This is a genomic window from Nonomuraea sp. WAC 01424 (genome assembly GCF_003947315.1).
GTDB lineage: Bacteria > Actinomycetota > Actinomycetes > Streptosporangiales > Streptosporangiaceae > Nonomuraea > Nonomuraea spiralis.
In genome coordinates, this window is the sequence record NZ_QHHZ01000002.1 from 622732 (window position 1) to 637511 (window position 14780).

The 14780-nt window shown below is 72.1% G+C and carries 17 protein-coding genes; 9 read left to right on the forward strand and 8 right to left on the reverse strand.

Annotation, left to right across the window (positions count from 1 at the left end; genetic code table 11):
* Positions 1-46 precede the first annotated feature (46 nt).
* Entirely contained in the window at positions 47-1435 is a 1389-nt protein-coding gene (locus DMB42_RS08240) for a tetratricopeptide repeat protein (protein ID WP_125632204.1), read from the forward strand.
* A 39-nt stretch (positions 1436-1474) separates the two neighbouring features.
* Here DMB42_RS08240 and ald read toward each other — a convergent pair whose 3' ends face one another.
* Both ald and DMB42_RS08250 read right to left on the reverse strand, forming a co-directional pair.
* Positions 1475-2584, reverse strand: a complete 1110-nt coding sequence (gene ald, locus DMB42_RS08245) for an alanine dehydrogenase (RefSeq protein WP_125632206.1) — start codon at positions 2582-2584, stop codon at positions 1475-1477.
* A gap of 52 nt (positions 2585-2636) precedes the next feature.
* Positions 2637-4019, reverse strand: a complete 1383-nt coding sequence (locus tag DMB42_RS08250; RefSeq protein WP_125632208.1) for an aspartate aminotransferase family protein — start codon at positions 4017-4019, stop codon at positions 2637-2639.
* Between the two features lie 231 nt (positions 4020-4250).
* Here DMB42_RS08250 and DMB42_RS08255 point away from each other — a divergent pair, with 231 nt between their 5' ends.
* Complete coding sequence (locus tag DMB42_RS08255; RefSeq protein WP_125632210.1) at positions 4251-5606, forward strand: dipeptidase; 1356 nt, start codon at positions 4251-4253, stop codon at positions 5604-5606.
* Positions 5607-5659: 53 nt separating this feature from the next.
* Here the strand turns inward: DMB42_RS08255 and DMB42_RS08260 are convergent, their stop codons facing one another.
* The 5 genes from DMB42_RS08260 to DMB42_RS08280 form a co-directional block, all read right to left on the reverse strand.
* A complete protein-coding gene (locus DMB42_RS08260; protein WP_125632212.1) occupies positions 5660-6037 on the reverse strand; it encodes a hypothetical protein in 378 nt (125 codons plus the stop codon).
* Between the two features lie 91 nt (positions 6038-6128).
* The gene (locus DMB42_RS08265) at positions 6129-6332 is read right to left on the reverse strand and encodes a hypothetical protein (RefSeq protein WP_125632214.1); all 204 of its coding nucleotides are present in this window, start codon (positions 6330-6332) and stop codon (positions 6129-6131) included.
* A gap of 10 nt (positions 6333-6342) precedes the next feature.
* Complete coding sequence (locus DMB42_RS08270) at positions 6343-6930, reverse strand: helix-turn-helix domain-containing protein (RefSeq protein ID WP_125632216.1); 588 nt, start codon at positions 6928-6930, stop codon at positions 6343-6345.
* Positions 6931-6997: 67 nt separating this feature from the next.
* On the reverse strand, positions 6998-7498 hold the full coding sequence (locus DMB42_RS08275) for a pyridoxamine 5'-phosphate oxidase family protein (protein WP_125632218.1): 501 nt from the start codon (positions 7496-7498) through the stop codon (positions 6998-7000).
* 46 nt (positions 7499-7544) lie between these two features.
* On the reverse strand, positions 7545-8180 hold the full coding sequence (locus DMB42_RS08280; protein ID WP_185844521.1) for a helix-turn-helix domain-containing protein: 636 nt from the start codon (positions 8178-8180) through the stop codon (positions 7545-7547).
* A 68-nt stretch (positions 8181-8248) separates the two neighbouring features.
* Between DMB42_RS08280 and DMB42_RS08285 the strand changes: the two genes are divergently transcribed.
* From DMB42_RS08285 to DMB42_RS08305, 5 genes are read left to right on the forward strand one after another with little or no spacing between them, the layout of a single operon-like run.
* Positions 8249-8530: a hypothetical protein gene (locus tag DMB42_RS08285; RefSeq protein WP_125632220.1), complete on the forward strand. Its 282-nt coding sequence runs from the start codon at positions 8249-8251 to the stop codon at positions 8528-8530.
* Positions 8531-8535: 5 nt separating this feature from the next.
* Complete coding sequence (locus tag DMB42_RS08290; RefSeq protein WP_125632222.1) at positions 8536-9177, forward strand: alpha/beta fold hydrolase; 642 nt, start codon at positions 8536-8538, stop codon at positions 9175-9177.
* A gap of 56 nt (positions 9178-9233) precedes the next feature.
* On the forward strand, positions 9234-9803 hold the full coding sequence (locus DMB42_RS08295) for an ATP-binding cassette domain-containing protein (protein ID WP_260477559.1): 570 nt from the start codon (positions 9234-9236) through the stop codon (positions 9801-9803).
* Positions 9803-12058: a YhgE/Pip family protein gene (locus tag DMB42_RS08300; protein WP_125632224.1), complete on the forward strand. Its 2256-nt coding sequence runs from the start codon at positions 9803-9805 to the stop codon at positions 12056-12058. Before DMB42_RS08295 ends, DMB42_RS08300 begins: the two co-directional genes overlap by 1 nt.
* Positions 12055-12621: a TetR/AcrR family transcriptional regulator gene (locus tag DMB42_RS08305; RefSeq protein WP_125632226.1), complete on the forward strand. Its 567-nt coding sequence runs from the start codon at positions 12055-12057 to the stop codon at positions 12619-12621. The genes DMB42_RS08300 and DMB42_RS08305 overlap by 4 nt, the downstream gene beginning before the upstream one ends.
* 4 nt (positions 12622-12625) lie before the next feature.
* On the opposite strand, the gene DMB42_RS08310 is transcribed toward DMB42_RS08305, so the two are convergent.
* Positions 12626-13153 (reverse strand): cysteine dioxygenase family protein, encoded by a 528-nt coding sequence (locus DMB42_RS08310; RefSeq protein ID WP_125632228.1) that lies wholly within the window; start codon positions 13151-13153, stop codon positions 12626-12628.
* 111 nt (positions 13154-13264) lie between these two features.
* On the opposite strand from DMB42_RS08310, the gene DMB42_RS08315 reads away from it, so the two are divergent.
* Together DMB42_RS08315 and DMB42_RS08320 are read left to right on the forward strand one after the other, a co-directional pair.
* Positions 13265-14125, forward strand: a complete 861-nt coding sequence (locus DMB42_RS08315) for a LysR family transcriptional regulator (protein WP_125632230.1) — start codon at positions 13265-13267, stop codon at positions 14123-14125.
* A 21-nt stretch (positions 14126-14146) separates the two neighbouring features.
* Positions 14147-14779 (forward strand): LysE family translocator, encoded by a 633-nt coding sequence (locus DMB42_RS08320; protein ID WP_125632232.1) that lies wholly within the window; start codon positions 14147-14149, stop codon positions 14777-14779.
* The last annotated feature ends 1 nt before the right edge of the window (position 14780 follow it).

Genomic DNA, 14780 nt, shown 5'->3' on the forward strand with positions numbered 1-14780 from the left:
GGCGATTACGGTTCGCGATCGCGCGATCACGTGCCACGCTGTCGCCATGGCCTGGTGGCAGGGAGAGGTGGCGGCGCCGGCCGTTCCGGCGCCACGGGTGGGGGACGAGCCCGAGTTGACGGCCGCCGCGCGGGCGGGCGACGCCCAGGCGGCCCACCGGCTCGGCAAGCTCTACGCCCAGCGCGGCGACCGGGCGGCGGCCCGGCTCTGGTGGGAGCTCGCGGCCGGCGGCGGCAACGTCGACAGCGCCTACAACCTGGGCGTCTGGCACGAGAAACACGGCAGCCTGGAAGAGGCGGTCATCTGGTACGAGACGGCCGCGGCCACCGGCGACGCCGAGGCCGCCGCCAACCTGGCCACGCTCCTGCTGGAGCAGCGCGGCGACGCCGGGGCCGCGCGGGCCTGGTTCGAGCGTTCGGCCCTGGCCGGCTCCCGGACCGCGGCACGCCGCCTCGCGCTGCTGTGCGAGGACTACGGCGAGACCGGCGTGGCCCGCGAGTGGCACCGCAGGGCGGCCGACGACGGCGACATGGCCTCGGCCCACGACCTCGGCTTCCTGGCCTACTCCGCGGGCGAGGACGAGGAGACCGTGCGCTGGTGGGAGTACGCGGCCAGGGGCGGCCACGCCGACTCGGCCCACTGCATGGGCCTCTACCTGCACGCCAGCCGCGACCCCGAAGGCGCCGAGGCCTACTACCGGCTGGCCGCCAAGAACGAGCACCCCGGCGCCGCCTCCCGCCTCGGCGCCATCGCCCTGTCCCGAGGCGACCTGCGTACGGCCCGCGCCTGGTACGAGCGGGCCGCCGCCGCCGGACGGCTGGAGGACCAGCGCATGGCCGGGTTCGTCTGCGTTGAGCTCGGCGACACCCCGGCGGCCAGCCACTGGTTCGGCAGGGCGGCGGCCGGCGGCGACGCCGAGTCGGCCTTCAACTACGGCCTGCTGCTGATCGCCGAGTTCGGCGACCTGGCCGGCGGCCGCCACTGGTTCCGCCAGGCGGCGCGGGCCGGCCACCACGGCGCGGCGGTCGAGCTGGGCGGGCTGCTGACGGTGGCCGGCGAGCTGGGTGAGGCCGAGGAGTGGCTGGCCGACCCACCGCCCCCGGCGTGGGCCCGTACGGCCGAGCCCGAGCTGGCCGCCCGCGCCGAGCTGGCGGCGTCGGCCACGGGCCGCAGGGGCGGCGTGCCGCTGTCCGTGCCGGACCTGACGGAGATCCTGGGCACCTGGGACCTGGTGACCAGGCCGCTGCACGACCACTCCGACGTGATCGGCTGGCTGGTGGAGCGGAGCGGCGTGCACCGGAGCGCGATCGAGCACCTGGCGTCGGTGCGCGGCACGCTGCTGCGCCCCGGCAGCGCGCCCTGGCCGGGCACGGGCGAGATCGAGCACGTCCTCGCCACCGCCCGCGACCTGCGCCGCCGCCTGGGAATACGCTGAGGGGGCGCGGCCCGCCCGGACCGCGCCCCCTCGGGACACTCAGAGAACGTCGGCGACCGGCGTGCAGGCCAGCCCGAGCGCCTCGGCGACCGGCGCGTTGGTGAGCAGGCCGTCATGGGTGTTGAGACCGAGCGCGAGCGCCGGGTCCGCCTTCAGCGCCTCGCGCCAGCCCAGCTTGGCCAGCTTGACCGCGTACGGAAGGGTGGCGTTGGTCAGCGCGTAGGTCGAGGTGTTGGCCACCGAGCCCGGCATGTTCGCCACGCAGTAGAAGATCGATTCGTGCACCTTGTACGTCGGCTCGGCGTGCGTGGTCGGCCGCGAGTCCTCGAAGCAGCCACCCTGGTCGATCGCGATGTCCACGAGCACCGAGCCCGGCTTCATCCGCGAGACCAGGTCGTTGGAGACCAGCGTGGGAGCCTTGGCACCGGGGATCAGCACCGCGCCGATGACCAGGTCGGCCCCCAGCACCTCGCGCTCGATGGCGTACGAGGTGGACACGAGGGTCTTGAGCCGGCCCTGGTAGATGGCGTCGATGTGCCGCAGCCGGTCGATGTTGGTGTCGAGCACGGTGACGTCGGCGCCCATGCCGACGGCGATCTGGGCGGCGTTCAGACCGGAGACGCCGCCGCCGATGACGACCACCTTGGCCGGGGCCACGCCGGGCACGCCGCCGGGCAGTACGCCGCGGCCGCCGTTGAAGCGCATCAGGTTGTAGGCGCCCACCTGCGGCGCGAGCCGGCCGGCGACCTCCGACATCGGGGCGAGCAGCGGCAGCGTGTTGCCCACCTGCACGGTCTCGTACGCGATGGCGGTCGTCCCGGCGGCGAGCAGCGCGTCGGTGCAGGGGCGGGAGGCGGCCAGGTGCAGGTAGGTGAAGAGCACCAGGCCCTCGCGCAGGCGGTGGTACTCCTCGGCGATGGGCTCCTTCACCTTGAGGACCATGTCGGCCTGACCCCACACGGCGTCGGCGCTGTCGAGGATCTTCGCGCCCGCCGCGAGGTACTCCTCGTCCGTGATGTGTGAGCCGAGGCCGGCACCCCGCTGGACGGCGACGTCGTGACCGTCGCGGACCAGCTCGTGAACACCGGCGGGGGTGACCGCCACGCGGTATTCGTGGTTCTTGACCTCGGCAGGGACGCCGATCTTCATCACTGGGATCCTTTCGGAGACCGGCACATCGTCGTGCCGGATATGGAGGGTGTCACAGGCGCGCCCACGCTTCCGTGAGCACACCGCGAAGGATGGATCCGATCTCGTCGAACTCCTTGGGCCCCGCGATCAGCGGGGGCGCGAGCTGGATCACGGGGTCACCGCGGTCGTCCGCCCGGCAGTAGAGTCCGGCGTCGTACAGCGCCTTGGACAGGAATCCGCGCAGCAACCGCTCGGACTCCTCGGCGTTGAACGTCTCCTTGGTGGCCTTGTCCTTGACCAGCTCGATGCCCCAGAAGTAGCCCGAGCCGCGCACGTCGCCGACGATCGGCAGGTCGCGCAGGTCGTCGAGGGCGGCCTGGAAGAGGGGCTCGTTCCTGGTGACGTGGCCGAGCAGGTCCTCGCGCTCGAAGATGTCGAGGTTGGCGAGGGCCACGGCGGCGGACACGGGGTGGCCGCCGAAGGTGTAACCGTGGGCGAACATGGTGTCGCCCTGCTTGAACGGCTCGAACAGCCGCTCGTGCGCGATCATGGCCCCGATGGGCGAGTAGCCGCTGGTAAGGCCCTTGGCGCAGGTGATGATGTCGGGCACGTAGTCGAACTTCTGGCCGCCGAACATCGTGCCGAGGCGGCCGAAGGCGCAGATGACCTCGTCGGAGACGAGCAGCACGTCGTACTCGTCGCAGATCTCGCGCAGGCGCTGGAAGTAGCCGGGGGGCGGCGGGAAACAGCCGCCGGCGTTCTGGACGGGCTCGGCGAAGACGGCGGCCACGGTGTCGGGGCCTTCCATCTCGATAGCGCGGGCCACGCGGTCGGCCGCCCAGATGCCGTATTCCTCCGGCGACATGCCGGAGATGCCACTGATTTCGTCGGCGCGGTAGTAATTGGTGTTCGGAACGCGTACCGAGCCGGGCACGAGGGGCTCGAACATCTGCTTGAACGCCGGGATGCCGGTGATCGACAGGGCGCCCTGCGGGGTGCCGTGGTAGGCGATCTGGCGGCTGATGACCTTGTGCTTGAGCGGCTTGCCGACGAGCTTGTAGTACTGCTTGGCCAGCTTCCACGCGGTCTCGACGGCCTCGCCGCCGCCGGTGGTGAAGAAGACCCGGTTCAGCTCGCCCGGCGCCTGCTCGGCCAGGCGGGCGGCCAGCTCGGCCGCCTTGGGGTGGGCGTAGGACCACAGCGGGAAGAAGGCCAGCTCCTGGGCCTGCTTGGCGGCGGCCTCGGCCAGCTCGCCACGGCCGTGCCCGACCTGGACCACGAACAGCCCGGCCAGACCGTCGAGGTAACGCTTGCCGTGGATGTCGTAGATATAAGAGCCCTCACCGCGCACGATGGTCGGGATCTCGTTCTCCTGGTAGGCGCTGTGCCTCGTGAAGTGCAACCACAGGTTGTCCTGCGCGGCCTTCAGGACGTCGTTTTCCGGCTGCGTCATGGTTATCTTCCCTCGTGTCGAACTCCCCACAGTTTGCATGTTCACCTGCGGTTTGCCAAGCGAATCGGTCGCAGCACTATGCAAGAAAATCGAGATCCGCAGAAGCGTTGTGTAACAGCAACGAAATCCGCAGGTAGATTATCGCGCGGGTCATGCCTGTTTCCGTACTGCGGAACCTTCTGTGATCCAATGAGACCAAACTGTCGAGAACGACCCCCGGGGGACCGTCCCGTGACTCCTGACCAGATCGAGAGCGCAGTCGCCGCCGCGATGCCCCAGGCCATCGAGGAGCTCAAGCGGCTCGCCGCCATTCCCTCCGTGGCCTTTCCCGGCCACCCGGAGGAGCCGGTCTACGCCGCCGCCGCGGTGGTGGAGGAGCTCGTACGCTCGGTGGGCCTGCCGCACGTCCAGCAGGTCGCCGTCGAAGGCAGCTTCCCCGCGATTTACGGCGAGGCGCCCGCCCCGCCCGGAGCGCCGACGGTCCTGCTGTACGCGCACTACGACGTGCAGCCCGCCGGGGACCTGGCCGCGTGGCGCACGCCGCCGTTCGAGCCCACCCTGATCGACGGCAAGCTGTTCGGCCGCGGTTGCGCGGACGACAAGTCGGGCGTCATCTCCCACATCGCCGCTCTGCGCACCTTCCAGGGCCGCTTCCCCGTGGGCATCAAGGTCATCATCGAGGGCCAGGAGGAGTACGCGGGCGAGCGCCTGGAGTCCTTCGTCGAGCGCAACCCCGACCTGCTGCGCGCCGACGCGATCGTGGTGGCCGACAGCGGCAACCCGCGCGTCGGCGACCCGGCGGTCACGACGTCGCTGCGCGGCATGGCGGCCTTCACCATCGAGGTGCGCACGCTGCGCGAGGCCGTCCACAGCGGCTCGTTCGGCGGCGCCGCCCCCGACGCGCTGGCCGCCCTGATGCGCATGCTGACCGCGCTGCACGACGAGAACGGCGACATCCGGGTGCCCGGCCTGCCGCGCGGCAGCTTCCTCGGCCAGGGCCCGTCGGAGGAGGAGTTCAGGAAGACCGCCGGCGTGGCGGACGGCGTCTCGCTGGTCGGGTCCGGCTCGCTGGCCGACCGGCTGTGGGCGTCGTACGCGATCACCGTGACGGGCCTCGACGTGCCGACCGTGTCGGGCGCCGTGAACGCGGTCCAGCCCGTGGCGCGGGCCCGGGTGACCGTCCGCGTGCCCCCGTCCGGCGACCCGAAGACCACGGTCAACGCCGTGGTGGAGTTCCTGCGCCAGGTGGCGCCGTGGGGCGTGCAGGTGTCGTTCGGCGACTTCACCGTCGGGTCCGGCTTCCAGGCCGACTCGGGCGGCAAGGCGCGGGCCGCGCTCAACCGGGCGATGGAGCGGGCGTTCGGCCGCCCGCCGCGCGACGTGGGCGCGGGCGGCTCGATCCCGCTGGTGAACACGCTGCTCAAGCAGTACCCGGCGGCCGAGATCCTGCTGTTCGGCGCCGAGGACGAGGACGCCGCCATCCACGCCCCCAACGAGCGGCTCGACCTGGAGGAGCTGCGCCGCGTGGCCACCGCCGAGGCGCTGTTCCTGCACGAGCTGGGCGGGCCTTCGGCGCTCGGCGTCTGACCCGCTTCACCCACGCCCCGGACGGCCCCCCGCCGTCCGGGGCGCTTCGGCGTTCAGGGGCAACGGACCAGAGGCGTCTCGTAGTAGCTGAAGTTCGCGATGGACATCCAGCCCGTCGTCCCGGTGCCCTTCACGCGGGCGAAGACCCAGAGGGTGCCGTACCTGTTCTTCGTCCAGCAGTGGAAGTAGAGCACCGTGCCCCTGCCGACCGAGGTGACGATCGCGCACCTGCGCCCTGCGTACGGTCCGACCTTGAGGTTGAACCTTCCCTTCATGACCCCGTAGCCCGGGTCCACGTTGGCGACCGAGATCGGCGGGCACGAGCCCGCGGTGGTGGCCTCGGCCGCCTCGGCCGGTCCGGTCATGGCCATGGTGCCGGCGATCGTCCCGGCCGCCGCGAGGACCGCGAGTGTCCTGATCGTGTGCCGCATGCCGCCCCTCTCAGAGATCGACTGATGCGCACATCGTGCGTCCGGGGGCGTTGAGGGTTTGTTGAGGATCTGTTGACCCCCGCTCGGCGGGTCAGGCGTGCCGGTCCGCCAGGCGCGGTCCTTCGTACGTGCCGCGGCACACCAGGCGCAACCCGGCCTCCACCAGCGCCCAGCCCAGCCGCAGCTCCCATGTGGCGGCGGCCGTCCCCCGCCGGGCCCGGCCGTGGGCCTGGGCGGCGGCCCGCAGTTCCTGTGCGCGAACCCGTTCCACCAATAGGTATGAGTCGGGATACATCCTGCGCTCCTCACGTCCTGAACGGGAATCCGTACGTGTGCACGGCGGTGTTCTCGCGGCCCTCGGTGTCTCCCGCCTCGCGGGCCGCCTTGCCGCGGGCCTTCCACTTCTCGACGACCTCGCCGAGCTCCACACCCAGCGCGCGCAGCTCTTCGGCGGTCAGCGACAGCAGGCTCTCGGAGCTGAAGGCCGAGTCGCGCCAGGGCTCGGCCCAGGCCGCCTGCGTGTCGAGGTAGCCGTCGTACATCTCGGCGAGCTGGCGGCTGTGCAGGCGTGACATCGCCCGGTGGACCGCGTCGCCCTCAGGGGTGTCGCGGAAGTCGGAGCTCCTGGTCGAGATGCTGTCCGCCGACGGTTGCCACCAGCGCTCGCGGGCGTCGCCCCGGCCGTTGCCGGCCTCCTCGATGAGGTCGTGCTCGGCCAGTTTCCGCAGGTGGTAGCTGACCAGGGAGACCGCCTCGTCCACCTGGTCGGCCAGTTGCGAGGCCGTGGCGGTGCCGGCCACGGTGAGCGCCCGGTAGAGCCGCATGCGCAGCGGGTGCGCCAGCGCCTTGAGTGTGCCGACGTCCCGGATGCGCTGTTTCTCGTGCCGTGCCATACCTCCACGGTAGATGCGCAACAAAAATTGCGCAAGGAAAATTGTGCAATAAAAATTGCGGACCTTCTCAGAAGCGCCAGCGGGTCTGCGCGTAGTCGCCCTTGCGGAAGGCCAGGATCTTGGCGGGGACGACCCTGAAGACCAGGGCGGCGCCGCCCCCGCGGTTGAGGAAGACGCCGTCGCCGAGGTCGAAGTGCCATTCGGGGCCGTACTTGGCCTCCCACGCCGCGGCCAGGCGCTTGAGCCCGGCCGGGTCGGCGACCCGCTCGGCCGTGCCTTCGACCACGACGTCGAGGCCCTCGTGCAGGGCGCTCGCGCCGGTGGTGAGCGCGCAGCGCGGGCCGGCGGCGAGGTTCCTGGCCTTCTGCTCGTCGGCGCCCGTGGTGAAGTGCGGCGCGTCGTCCAGCCAGACCGCCAGCAGGGGCGTGACGTGCGGGCGGCCGTCGGCCCGTACGGTGCTCAGCCAGTACGTCTCGGCGCGTTCGAGCTGGTCACGGGCCTCGTTCCAGGTCGTGGGCGTGGCGCCGTCCGCGCTGAAACGGTGGTCGAGCTCGCCTGTCGGTTCCATGGTCGCTCCCTTTTCCGGTTGTCTCCCAGGACAGACCTGCCCGAGGTCAGGAACTCATCGCCGGACGCGGGAACAGGGTCAGGAAGCGGCGTACGGCCTCGCGGTCCCCTTCGACGCGCACTCCTTCGCCATCGAGGGCGGCGCCCATGAAGGCGAGACCGCGCAGCCGGTCGGCGTCGGCCTCCAGCACCGCGTCCACGCTGCCGGCGACGCCCCTGACGAGGGTGAGCCCGCCGGCCGCCACCTCGGCGAGGAACCGGTCGAGGCCGACGCGCAGCTCGACGCGGGCCTCGAAGCCGCGCGCCGCCTCGGCGTCGAACGTGGTCCGCAGGGCCACCACCAGGGCGTCCACGCTCAGGGAGCCGGTCGAGGGCATCGGCATCCGGCTGCCCCAGCGGGCCAGGGCGAGCACCGCGGGCTCCAGCTCCAGGCCGCGCTCGGTCAGCTCGTAGACCTGGCTGGCGTACGGCGGCGGCAGCCGGTGGCGGCGCAGCACGCCCGACTCCTCCAGCTCGCGCAGCCGCTGGGACAACACGTTGGGGCTGGCCGACGGCAGGCCCGCACGCAGGTCGGTGAAGCGTTTGGGGCCGAGCAGCAGCTCACGGACGATCAGCAGCGCCCACCGCTCGCCCACGTGGTCGAGCGCCCTGGCGATCCCGCACGGGTCGTCATAGGTGCGCATCCGGGCCTCCTTGTAGTTCAGGACTAGCTGGTACTAGTTTAGGACCATCGACGAAGGGAGCAAGAGCCATGAGCGAGTTGCCGCAGGGCGACCTTCGCCTGCTCGGCCATCCGGTCGCGCGCGGGCTGCTGGTCTCGTCCGAGCTGGCCAGGGTCGCGTACGTCGCCCGCGACGGCACGCCCCGCGTGTTGCCGATGTTGTTCCACTGGAACGGCGAGGAGCAGGGCACGAAGAACGTCGAGGCGGCCGACCGCCCCGGCGTCAGGATGGGCCGCATAGCCGTCCGCCCCACGTGGGTGGGCGTGCTCGACTTCCAGACGCGCCTGCCGGGCGCACTGACGAGGGGGTGACGCGGATGGCGACGTTCGCGCTGATCCACGGCGGCGGCAGCTCCGCGTGGGACTGGCATCTGGTCGAGTCCGAGCTGCGCGCCCGGGCCCACCGCACGGTGGCCGTCGACCTGCCGATCGAGGACGACTCCGCCGGCCTGGCCGACTACGCCGACACGGTGGCGCGGGCCGTCGGCGCGGCGGACGACCTGGTCGTGGTGGCCCACTCGTGGGGCGGTTTCGTCGCCCCGCTGGTCTGCGACCGGCTGCCGGTGAAGCTGCTCGTACTGGTCACGGCCATGATCCCGGTCCCCGGCGAGCGGCCGGGCGAGTGGTGGGCCAACACCGGCTTCCAGGGCTCCGACCTGGATCTCGTCGCCCAGTTCATGCACGACGTCCCGGCGGAGCTGGCCGAGGAGGGGCTGCGCAGGGGGCGTCCGCAGGCGGAGAAGTCGTCCGCCGAGCCGTGGCCGGGCACGGCCTGGCCCGACGTGCCGACGAGGTTCCTGCTCTGCCGGGACGACCGGTTCTTCCCGCCGGAGTTCATGCGGCGGGTGGTGCGCGACCGGCGCGGCGTCACGCCGGACGAGATCGGCGGCAGCCACATGGTCATGCTGGCGCACCCGAAGGAGCTGGCCGAACGCCTAGAGGCGTATCTCACAGCATGACGCGGCGCGCCATGGGCTATCTTTTGTACTGACTGGTCAGTTCAAGAGATGGGGTCGTGGTGATCGTCGCCGTGGGGTTGTCGCTCAAGGGGGTGTATCCGGAGGTCTCGCTGAAGGCGGGCCCCGGCACGCTCACGGCGGTCGCGGGGCCGGCGGGCAGCGGGCGTACGAGCCTGCTGCTCACGCTGGCCGGGCGGATGAGGCCGACGACGGGCACGCTCGCCGTCGCCGGGCACACCAGGCCGCGCGCCGTCCGCAAGGTGGCGGCGCTCGCGCTGGTGGACGGCGTGACGGATCTCGACAGGGCGCTGACGGTCAAGGAGCACCTGCGTGAGCGCAGGCGCAAGCCGTACCAGGAGGCTTTGGAGCGGACGGGGTTCGCGGTGCCGGACACGACGCCGGTGCGGGAGCTGGACCGCGAGCAGCAGGTGCGCCTCGGCCTCGCCCTGGCCCTGCTGGACGAGCCCGCGGTGATCCTCGCCGACAACGTGGACGCCGGTCTGCCCGACGACCGCGTACGAGGGCTGTGGGATCTGCTGCGTGACCTCGGCGGCGACCTCGGCACGGCCGTGGTCGCGAGCTGCGTACGCCCGCCCGCCCGCTACGACCACCTCGTGGAGCTGTGATGAAGGGCATGTTGCGGTCCCGGTTGACCCGGGCGGCGCTGGCGGCGGTGATCGTGCTGCCACTCCTGTACGCCGGACTGTATCTGTGGTCGTTCTGGGACCCGCAGGGCAATCTGAACCGGGTGCCCGTCGCGCTGGTCATGGAGGACCGCCCGGCCGCGGTCGACGGCAAGCCCCTGCACGCCGGCCAGGACCTGGCCGACGAGCTGCGCGAACGCGACACCTTCGCCTGGCACGAGGCCACGGCCCGCGAGGCCGCCGACGGCGTGGCCGACGGCAGCTACTACCTGTCGCTCACCGTGCCCGCCGACTTCAGCGCCCGCCTGGCCTCCCCCTCCGACGACGCCACCATGCCCACCCCGGCCCAGCTCGGCCTGCGCGTGGACACCGGCCGCAGCTACATCGTCGGCAGCATCTCCGACGCCGTCTTCAACGAGGTACGGGCCGCCGCCGAGCGCACGGCCATCCACGACTACTTCGACAAGGTCTTCGTCTCGATCGGCGACATCCACGAGGCGACCACCGAGGCCGCCGACGGCGCCGGCAAGCTGCACGACGGCGCGGTCAAGGCCGGCGACGGCGTCTCCAAGCTCAACTCCGGCCTCGGCACCGCCGAGAACGGCGCCCAGCAGCTCTCCGTCGGCCTGAACAGCGCCAACACCGCCACCGGCAAGCTGCGCGCGGGCTCGGCCCAGGTCACCGGCGGCATCGGGAAGGCGCAGCAGGCCATCGGCGAGCTGCGGGACGGCCTGACGAAGCTCCGCCGCGAGGGCACCTCCGAGCTGCGCAAGGGCACCCGCGAGGCGGCCGGCCAGGTCCACACCCAGACCCGCGCGGTCAACCAGCTCGCCGACAAGTACGTGCCCGTACTGAACGAGTGGGGCCCGAAGGTCGCGGACGCGGCCGAGGAGGTGGCCGCCGCGGCCGACCGGCTGGCGGACGGCGGCGGCAAGGGCACCGGCGCGACCCGCGCGGCGGGCAGCGCCCGGGAGGCCGCCTCCCAGGCCCAGGCCGCGCTCGACCGCCTCGGCGCCGACGCCGACCCCGAGCTGCGCTCCCTCCTGCGCAGCGCGGCGAACGCCGCCGAACGCGCCGCCGAGCAGGCCGGCTCGGCGGGGACCGGGGGCGACAGCGGCGCCTCCGACCTGTCCGCCCAGGCCCGCGCGCTGGCCAGGAACGCCAGGAAGATCGCCGCCGTGGCCCCGCAGATCGGCCCCAAGGTCGACCAGGTCAGAACCCAGGTGAACGCCCTGGACGACGGCCTGGCCAAGCTGGCCGCCGGCGCCGCGACCGTGGACGCGAGCCTGGCCAAGGCCGGCACCGGCGCGGGCACCCTCTACCAGGGCGCGACCAAGCTGCACGACGGCTCGGCCAAGGTCACCAGCGGCCTCGGGCAACTCGGCGGCGGCCTGGTCAGGCTGGGCGACGGCGCGAGCACCCTGCACGCCGGTGTCGACCGGCTGCACGACGGCGCCGGCCAGGTGGACAAGGGCATGGACCAGCTCGCCAAGGGCTCGAAGGACCTGGCCGGCGGGCTCGGCGAGGGCGCGGAGAAGATCCCCGACTACGACGCGCGACAGCGCGCCGCCCGCGCCGACGTGATGAGCGACCCGGTGCGGCTGGCCAAGACGGTCGACAACGAGGTCCCCAACTACGGCACCGGCTTCGCGCCGTTCTTCCTGCCGCTGGCGTTGTGGGTGGGCGCGATGATCGCGTTCATGGTGCTCAAGCCGCTGAACCAGCGGCGGCTGGCCGGGACCACGGGCGCGCTGCGCATCGCGCTCGCGGGCTGGCTGCCCGCGGCGGCGCTGGGCGCGGCCCAGGTCGGGGTGCTGGCGGCGGTGCTGCGGTTCGCGCTCGGGCTGGAGGCGGCGCACTGGCTCGGGGTGATCGGGCTGCTGCTGCTGGCGGCGGCCGCGTTCCTGGCGGTGGTGCAGGCGGTCAACGCGCTGCTCGGGCCGCCCGGCCGGGTGGTGGCGCTGGCGCTGCTGAGGGTGCAGCTCACCTCGGCGGCGGGGACGTACCCGATCGAGACCTCGCCCGGCTTCTTCCAGACGATCTCGCCGTGGCTGCCGATGAGCTGGGTCGTCTCGGCACTGCGCAGGCTGATCAGTGGCGGCGATCTGACCGTGGTGTGGCAGGCTTGCGGCGTGCTGTCCGCATTCCTCGTGCTGGGGCTCGCGCTCACCACCCTCGCGGTGGAGCGCGGCCGGGTCTGGTCCATGAAGCGCCTTCACCCCGAGCTGTCGCTGTGAGCAGGCAGGACACCCGGCTGAAGGTGTTCACGGCGGCGGTGGAGCTGATCGCCGAGCAGGGCTACTCGGCCACCACGGTCGACGCGATCGCCGAGCGCGCCGGGGTGGCCAAGGGCACCGTGTTCTACAACTTCGGCAGCAAGGAGGGCCTGTTCTCCGCGCTGCTCGACCACTCGATCGAACGGCTGGCGGGCGCGCTGGCCGCCGCCGACACCGGGGAGAGCGGCGTGGCGGCCCTCGACTCCGTCGTGCTCGGCCAGCTCCGCTTCTTCGAGGAACACGGCCCGTTCGCCCGCGTGCTGCTGGCCGAGATGTGGCGTACGGCCTGGCAGGAGGCGGTGGCGCGGCTGCGCGAGAGCGCGCTCGGCGTGTACGCGGCCGTGCTGCGCAGGGCGGCGGCCGCCGGCGAGATCCGGGCCGACCTCGACGTGGAGACGGCGGCGACGGCCCTGTTCGGCATGGTGCTGACGGTCGCCATCGAACGCCGTGCCCTCTATCCCGAGCGGCCGATCGAGCAGACCCACCAGACCCTGGTCGAGCTGCTCCACGGCCGCATCAGGTGAGGCGTCAGCGCACCGGCAGCTCGTAGACGCGGCGCACGCTGCTGCCCAGCTTGCCGACGTCGGCGCCGTACACGTGGAGGGAGACGCCGACCTCGTCGCTGGTGTTGCGCACCATGTGGATGTCCCCGGGCGGGGCGAACCCGCTGACCTCGCCCGGCCGGTTGCCGGCACGGCCGATCTCCACCAGGTGGTCGCCCATGTCGCGGTAGAGGGTCTCGTGCTCGATGCCGCTCAGGATGCCGAACGTGCACCACGAGACGTGGTCGTGGATCACCGTGTACTGGTCCGGACGCCACACGACGGCCACGATCGAGAACTCGTCCTGGGCGTGCAGCAGGTGGCTGGTGTAGCGGTCGGGCGTGCCGAGCCGTTCCTCGGGGGTCAGGACGTCCAGCCCGGGCAGCCGGTCGCGGAGCAGGTCGGCGACGGCGAACGCGGTCTCCCGGGCGACGAGTCCCCGGCCCACGATCTCCGAGATGCCGGACACCAGCACGTCGAGTCCGGGCCTCATTGTGGTCGCGACCATGTTCATGGCGTCTCCCTAGGAAAAAGCCGACAATTCGCCTTCCCTTCCTACGGTGGCCCATCGCTATCGATAGGTCCAACAGAAGTCTTCTGGCCTATCAATAGATACGATTGATGAATGCTCGACGTCGCCCGGCTCCGCGTCCTCGTCGCGGTCGCCCGCAAGGGGTCGCTCACCGCGGCCGCCAAGGAGCTCCACTATTCCCAGCCGTCCATCAGCCACCACCTGGCCCGGCTGGAGGCCGAGACCGGCGCCAAGCTCGTCCAGCGGGTGGGCCGCGGCATCCGGCTGACGGAGGCGGGCCGGCTGCTGGCCGACCGAGCGGCCGACATCATCGGCCGGCTCGACGCCACGGCCGAGGAACTGGCCGCCCACGTGGGCCTGCGCGAGGGCCGCGTCCGGCTGGCCGCCTTCCCCTCCGCGCTCGGCACCTTCATCCCGGCCGCCGCCCGCCGCCTGTCCGCCGCCCACCCCGGCCTGCGCCTCCAGCTCACCGAGACCGAGCCGCCCGAGGCCCTGCGGCTGCTGCGCGCCGGCCGCGTCGACGTCGCGGTCATGTTCCGGTACGACGACACCGCCCCCGAGGACTCCGGCCTGCACCTGATCCACCTCCTCGACGACCCCAGCTACCTGGTCTCCCCCGAGGCGGGCGGCACGCTGGCCGACCATGCAGATTCGCCCTGGATCGCCGGTTGCGACCGTTGCCGCAGCCATTTGCTCGACATCTGCGCCAAGGCCGGGTTCGAGCCGCGGATCTCGTTCACCAGCGACGACATCGTGGCCGTACAGGCGCTCGTGGCGGCCGGCATGGGCATGACCGTGCTGCCCGGCCTGGCGCTCAGCGCCCACCGCAACCCCGAGGTCGAGATGACCCGGGTGCCCGGGTCCACCAGGCACGTCTACGCCGCCGTCTACGGCGAACCGCCCCACCCGCCGGCCACCGGCGCCCTGCTCGAAGCCCTCGCGGAAAGCCTTTGACGCCGTTCCTACGATGAGCACATGCCAGACATCGCAAAGCTCGCGCTCTTCTGCGCGGCCACGCTCACGCTCCTGATCGTGCCCGGGCCGGCGGTCCTCTACATCGTCACCAGAAGCGTCGCCCAGGGCCGGTCGGCCGGGTTCATCTCGGTGCTCGGCGTGCACGTCGGATCGCTGGTGCACATCGCCGCGGCGGCCCTGGGCATCAGCGCGCTGATCGCGGCCTCGGCGACCGCGTTCACGGTCGTCAAATACGTCGGCGTGGCGTACCTGCTCTGGCTCGGCCTGCGGAAGCTGATCCGCCGCGGCGGCGGCGAGGCCGAGGAGGTCGTCGAGTTGCAGGTGCAGTCCAGGAGGCGGCTGTTCTGGGAGGGGTTCGTGGTGAACGTGCTCAACCCGAAGACGGCCGTGTTCTTCCTGGCGTTCCTGCCGCAGTTCACCGACCCCGCCGCGGGGCCCGTGGGGCCGCAGATCCTGGTGCTCGGCGTGGCGTGGCTGGTGCTGGGGATGGCCAGCGACGGCACGTACGCGCTGCTGTCGTCGGCGCTCGCCGGGCGGCTGCGCAGGTCCGTACGAGTGCGGCGGGGGCTCGACGTGGGCAGCGGCGTGGTGTACCTGGGATTGGCCGCCTGGCTCACCACTGAGAAGGCATGAC

Excerpts from the sequence above, each read along its gene's own strand:
- DMB42_RS08310 (WP_125632228.1), bottom strand. The coding sequence starts at position 13,153 with ATGAACATGGTCGCGACCACAATGAGGCCCGGACTCGACGTGCTGGTG.
- DMB42_RS08265 (WP_125632214.1), bottom strand. The coding sequence starts at position 6,332 with ATGTATCCCGACTCATACCTATTGGTGGAACGGGTTCGCGCACAGGAA.
- DMB42_RS08285 (WP_125632220.1), top strand. The coding sequence starts at position 8,249 with ATGAGCGAGTTGCCGCAGGGCGACCTTCGCCTGCTCGGCCATCCGGTC.
- DMB42_RS08280 (WP_185844521.1), bottom strand. The coding sequence starts at position 8,180 with ATGCGCACCTATGACGACCCGTGCGGGATCGCCAGGGCGCTCGACCAC.
- DMB42_RS08320 (WP_125632232.1), top strand. The coding sequence starts at position 14,147 with ATGCCAGACATCGCAAAGCTCGCGCTCTTCTGCGCGGCCACGCTCACG.
- DMB42_RS08315 (WP_125632230.1), top strand. The coding sequence starts at position 13,265 with ATGCTCGACGTCGCCCGGCTCCGCGTCCTCGTCGCGGTCGCCCGCAAG.
- DMB42_RS08250 (WP_125632208.1), bottom strand. The coding sequence starts at position 4,019 with ATGACGCAGCCGGAAAACGACGTCCTGAAGGCCGCGCAGGACAACCTG.
- DMB42_RS08300 (WP_125632224.1), top strand. The coding sequence starts at position 9,803 with ATGAAGGGCATGTTGCGGTCCCGGTTGACCCGGGCGGCGCTGGCGGCG.
- ald (WP_125632206.1), bottom strand. The coding sequence starts at position 2,584 with ATGAAGATCGGCGTCCCTGCCGAGGTCAAGAACCACGAATACCGCGTG.
- DMB42_RS08270 (WP_125632216.1), bottom strand. The coding sequence starts at position 6,930 with ATGGCACGGCACGAGAAACAGCGCATCCGGGACGTCGGCACACTCAAG.
- DMB42_RS08260 (WP_125632212.1), bottom strand. The coding sequence starts at position 6,037 with ATGCGGCACACGATCAGGACACTCGCGGTCCTCGCGGCGGCCGGGACG.
- DMB42_RS08290 (WP_125632222.1), top strand. The coding sequence starts at position 8,536 with ATGGCGACGTTCGCGCTGATCCACGGCGGCGGCAGCTCCGCGTGGGAC.
- DMB42_RS08275 (WP_125632218.1), bottom strand. The coding sequence starts at position 7,498 with ATGGAACCGACAGGCGAGCTCGACCACCGTTTCAGCGCGGACGGCGCC.
- DMB42_RS08240 (WP_125632204.1), top strand. The coding sequence starts at position 47 with ATGGCCTGGTGGCAGGGAGAGGTGGCGGCGCCGGCCGTTCCGGCGCCA.